Here is a 5,321-nt window from a genome sequence, read left to right on the forward strand (position 1 = left end):
AAGCCTTGCATAAACATGTTAAGGTCAAGCCCTCGGCGGATTAGTACCGGTCAGCTACACACGTTACCGTGCTTCCACCTCCGGCCTATCAACGATGTAGTCCACATCGTGCCTTACCTCATTTAGAGTGAGAGATCTAATCTTAGGGGGAGTTTCACGCTTAGATGCCTTCAGCGTTTATCTCGTCCAGACGTAGCTACCCAGCTATGCCCTTGGCAGGACAACTGGTGCACCAGAGGTCTGTCCATCCCGGTCCTCTCGTACTAAGGACAGCTCCCTTCAAATCTCTTACGCCCGCAACAGATAGGGACCGAACTGTCTCACGACGTTCTGAACCCAGCTCGCGTGCCGCTTTAATTGGCGAACAGCCAAACCCTTGGGACCGAATTCAGCCCCAGGATGCGACGAGCCGACATCGAGGTGCCAAACCTCCCCGTCGCTGTGGACGCTTGGGGGAGATCAGCCTGTTATCCCCAGGGTAGCTTTTATCCGTTGAGCGACGGCATTTCCACGCACATACCGCCGGATCACTAACTCCAACTTTCGTTACTGCTCGGCCCGTCGGCCTCGCAGTTAGGCTGGCTTATACGTTTACACTCATTGCACGATTTCCGTCCGTGCTGAGCCAACCTTTGAGCGCCTCCGTTACCTTTTAGGAGGCGACCGCCCCAGTCAAACTGCCCACCTAACAGTGTCCCCCGACCGGATTCACGGCCGCAGGTTAGAAAACCAGCAAATCAAGGGTGGTATCCCAAGGGTGACTCCACCTAAGCTGACGCCCAGGCTTCCAAGTCTCCCACCTATCCTGTACATGATTTACCGATTTCCAGTATTAAGCTACAGTAAAGCTCCATGGGGTCTTTCCGTCTAGTTGCGGGTAACTGGCTTCTTCACCAGTACAACAATTTCGCCGGGTGGGCTGTTGAGACAGTGCCCAAATCGTTACGCCATTCGTGCGGGTCAGAACTTACCTGACAAGGAATTTCGCTACCTTAGGACCGTTATAGTTACGGCCGCCGTTTACTGGGGCTTCAATTCAGACCTTCGCTTGCGCTAAGCCCTCCTCTTAACCTTCCAGCACCGGGCAGGCGTCAGCCCATATACGTCATCTTTCGATTTAGCATAGACCTGTGTTTTTGGTAAACAGTCGCTTGGGCCTATTCTCTGCGGCCTGCCATAAGCAGGCTCCCCTTATCCCGAAGTTACGGGGTCATTTTGCCGAGTTCCTTAACAACCCTTCTCCCGTTGGCCTTAGGATTCTCTCCTCATCTACCTGTGTCGGTTTGCGGTACGGGCGCCTTAGTATTCCTCATGCCTTTTCTCGCCTCTGGACATCGGAGACTTCCCTACTATATTTCGGTCCCTTACGCCCCGGTCAACCAACGCCGGGGTTCCCCTATTCCAAAGTGTCAGCATGCTTAAAGTTCGGCGGCTACGGAATTTCTACCGTATGTGCATCGACTACGCCTCGCGGCCTCGCCTTAGCTCCCGGCTTACCTTGGGCGGACGAACCTTCCCCAAGAAACCTTAGATTTTCGGCCATTATGATTCCCACATAATTCTCGCTACTCATTCCGGCATTCTCACTCGAATACAGTCCACCGCTGCTTCCGCTGCGACTTCACCCCGTATTCGACGCTCCCCTACCCCTGTCCATTCGGACAAGCCCAAGCTTCGGTTACATGCTTAGCCCCGTTATATTTTCCGCGCAGAGTCACTCGACCAGTGAGCTATTACGCACTCTTTTAATGAGTGGCTGCTTCTAAGCCAACATCCTGGTTGTTTTCGCAACTCCACATCGTTTTCCACTTAGCATGTATTGGGGACCTTAGCTGTGGGTCTGGGCTGTTTCCCTTTTGTCCACGAGACTTATCTCACGTAGACTGACTGCCAGTCATCAATTCTGCGGCATTCAGAGTTTGATAGGGTTCAGTAACCTTATCGGCCCCTAGCCCATTCAGTGCTTTACCTCCGCGAATCTAAACTAACGCTAGCCCTAAAGCTATTTCGGGGAGAACCAGCTATCTCCGGGTTCGATTGGAATTTCACCGCTATCCACAAGTCATCGCCGGTCATTGCAACGAACGTGCGTTCGGTCCTCCATGGGGTTTTACCCCCACTTCAACCTGCTCATGGATAGGTCACCCGGTTTCGGGTCTATTGCAACGAACTTTATACGGGCTATTAACCCTCGGTTTCCCTTCGCCTCCGGTACTCAATACCTTAAGCTTGCTCGTTACAATAACTCGCCGGACCATTCTACAAAAGGTACCTCATCACCCATTAACGGGCTTTGAGTGCTTGTAAGCACAAGGTTTCAGGTTCTATTTCACTCCCCTCCCGGGGTCCTTTTCACCTTTCCCTCACGGTACTGCTCCTCTATCGGTCATCAGGTAGTATTTAGGCTTGGAGGGTGGTCCCCCCAGTTTCCCACCGGGTTTCACGTGTCCGGCGGTACTCTGGATCCTCACTAATAAGATTCAGTTTTCGTCTACGGGGCTCTCACCCGCTGTGGCCGGCCTTCCCATACCGTTCGACTAACCTATCTTACCGTTGTGTGAGTCCTCAACCCCGAGGAATAAATCCCTCGGTTTGGCCTCTTCCGCGTTCGCTCGCCACTACTAGCGGAATCTCTGTTGATTTCTCTTCCTCGCCCTACTTAGATGTTTCAGTTCAGGCGGTTCCCCGCGTACGCCTATTTGATTCAACGCACGCTGACAGAGTATTGCTCTGCCGGGTTGCCCCATTCGGAAATCTGCGGATCAATGTGTATGTGCCACTCCCCGCAGCTTATCGCAGCTTGTCACGTCCTTCGTCGGCTCCTGATGCCAAGGCATTCCCCTTGCGCTCTTTCTAGCTTGACCTTTCGCAGAACCTTTCTGGTTCTACGTTGATCATGAATTATGCAGGCTTCAAAGAGTTTTTAATTGGCTCATTGTTTTTACCCATTCACTAGAACAGCTAGACGCTATTCTAATTAAAGTTCCACAACATTGCTATTAATTGCCCTCTGTTGCTTGCTCTCAATACTTTCTCTCGTTGTTCAGTTTTCAAGGTGCAGACCTCTGACCATCAAGGTCAGATCTCAACATTCAACACCTCGTTGAGTGTTGAGATCCAATCTTGGTGGAGGTAATCGGACTCGAACCGGTGACCCCCTGCTTGCAAAGCAGGTGCTCTACCAACTGAGCTATACCCCCGCGCTCTTAAAAGGTGGTGGGCCCAAGTGGACTCGAACCACCGACCTCGCGATTATCAGTCGCGCGCTCTAGCCAGCTGAGCTATGGGCCCATAGCGTACACCCTCTAAATTAAACAACGTGAACCTACTCCACACACACCGCAGAGTCCTGACCTTAGGACGTTACGATAAAGCTCACTTTACCGAACTCTCCTTAGAAAGGAGGTGATCCAGCCGCACCTTCCGATACGGCTACCTTGTTACGACTTCACCCCAATTATCGAACCCACCTTCGGCCGCGCCCCCTTTGCAGTTAGGCTACGGACTTCGGGTGTTCCCGACTCTCATGGTGTGACGGGCGGTGTGTACAAGGCCCGGGAACGTATTCACCGCGGCATGCTGATCCGCGATTACTAGCGATTCCGACTTCATACAGGCGGGTTTCAGCCTGCAATCCGAACTGGGACGGCTTTTAGGGGTTTGCTCTGCCTCGCGGCTTTGCCTCCCTCTGTTAACCGCCATTGTAGTACGTGTGTGGCCCAGGACATAAGGGGCATGATGATTTGACGTCGTCCCCACCTTCCTCCGTTTTGTCAACGGCAGTCTCGCTAGAGTGCTCTTGCGTAGCAACTAACAATAAGGGTTGCGCTCGTTGCGGGACTTAACCCAACATCTCACGACACGAGCTGACGACAACCATGCACCACCTGTCTCTACTTTCCCCGAAGGGCACCTAATCCATCTCTGGTTCGTTAGTAGGATGTCAAGCCCTGGTAAGGTTCTTCGCGTTGCTTCGAATTAAACCACATACTCCACCGCTTGTGCGGGCCCCCGTCAATTCCTTTGAGTTTCAACCTTGCGATCGTACTCCCCAGGTGGGATACTTATTGCGTTAGCTGCGGCACGGAGGGGGTCAGACCCCCCACACCTAGTATCCATCGTTTACGGCGTGGACTACCAGGGTATCTAATCCTGTTTGCTCCCCACGCTTTCGCGCCTCAGCGTCAGTTATCGTCCAGCAATCCGCCTTCGCCACTGGTGTTCCTCCGTATATCTACGCATTTCACCGCTACACACGGAATTCCGATTGCCTCTCCGACACTCAAGAACTACAGTTTCAAATGCAGGCTATGGGTTGAGCCCATAGTTTTCACATCTGACTTGCAGTCCCGCCTACACGCCCTTTACACCCAGTAAATCCGGATAACGCTTGCCACCTACGTATTACCGCGGCTGCTGGCACGTAGTTAGCCGTGGCTTATTCAACAGGTACCGTCACTTGCTTCGTCCCTGTTAAAAGAAGTTTACAACCCGAAAGCCTTCTTCCTTCACGCGGCGTTGCTGGGTCAGGCTTGCGCCCATTGCCCAATATTCCCCACTGCTGCCTCCCGTAGGAGTCTGGGCCGTGTCTCAGTCCCAATGTGGCCGGCCAACCTCTCAGTCCGGCTACTGATCGTCGACTTGGTGGGCCGTTACCCCGCCAACTATCTAATCAGACGCGAGTCCATCTCAGAGCGATAAATCTTTGATATCAGTGCCATGCGACACCAATATATCATGCGGTATTAGCACAATTTTCACTGTGTTATTCCCCACTCCAAGGCAGGTTACTCACGCGTTACTCACCCGTCCGCCACTAAACAACCAATTCCATTGTCCGAAAACTCTTTCCTTGGCGTTCCGTTCGACTTGCATGTGTTAAGCACGCCGCCAGCGTTCATCCTGAGCCAGGATCAAACTCTCAATAAAATGGTATCTATACAGACCTCACAGCCTGCACAAATCATCTTATCGAAGCCTAATTCATAGCTTCAAAGAAATTAAATCGGTTCCCCATTCACAAACTTGCTTGCACAAATTTCCTGAATGGACAACAATTTGTCCTCTTCTGGTGCTTGTGTGTTTCACTTCACGTTGTTTAATTTACAAGGTGCACGCCGCAGCTCCGCGGCAGGGCCTTTATTGTATCACATCTCAGGCCCTTTGTCAAGAACTTTTTTCAGCCCTTTTTCGAAGGCTTTCCGCCGGTTCTCAACCGCTCGCCTCACGCGAACTTTTGTATTTTACTACATCCCGTTCGCTTTGTCAAGACCTTTTTTCAAAACCCTCCAGATTCCTCTCTCATCGGGCTCCTACTCGCC

2 tRNA genes and 2 rRNA genes are annotated in these 5,321 nt (G+C 52.1%); all 4 read right to left on the reverse strand.

What is annotated here, in order from left to right:
- Positions 1-20: 20 nt before the first annotated feature.
- A 23S ribosomal RNA gene (locus BN2154_RS00110) occupies positions 21-2,864 on the reverse strand.
- 260 nt (positions 2,865-3,124) lie between these two features.
- Positions 3,125-3,200: transfer RNA gene (locus BN2154_RS00115), tRNA-Ala, on the reverse strand.
- Between the two features lie 14 nt (positions 3,201-3,214).
- A tRNA-Ile gene (locus BN2154_RS00120) sits at positions 3,215-3,291 on the reverse strand.
- Between the two features lie 107 nt (positions 3,292-3,398).
- Positions 3,399-4,929 (reverse strand): 16S ribosomal RNA (locus BN2154_RS00125).
- Together the 16S and 23S rRNA genes with 2 tRNA genes alongside form the textbook arrangement of a ribosomal RNA operon.
- Positions 4,930-5,321 lie beyond the last annotated feature (392 nt).

The organism is Intestinimonas massiliensis (ex Afouda et al. 2020) (genome assembly GCF_001244995.1).
Classification (GTDB): domain Bacteria; phylum Bacillota; class Clostridia; order Oscillospirales; family Oscillospiraceae; genus Intestinimonas; species Intestinimonas massiliensis.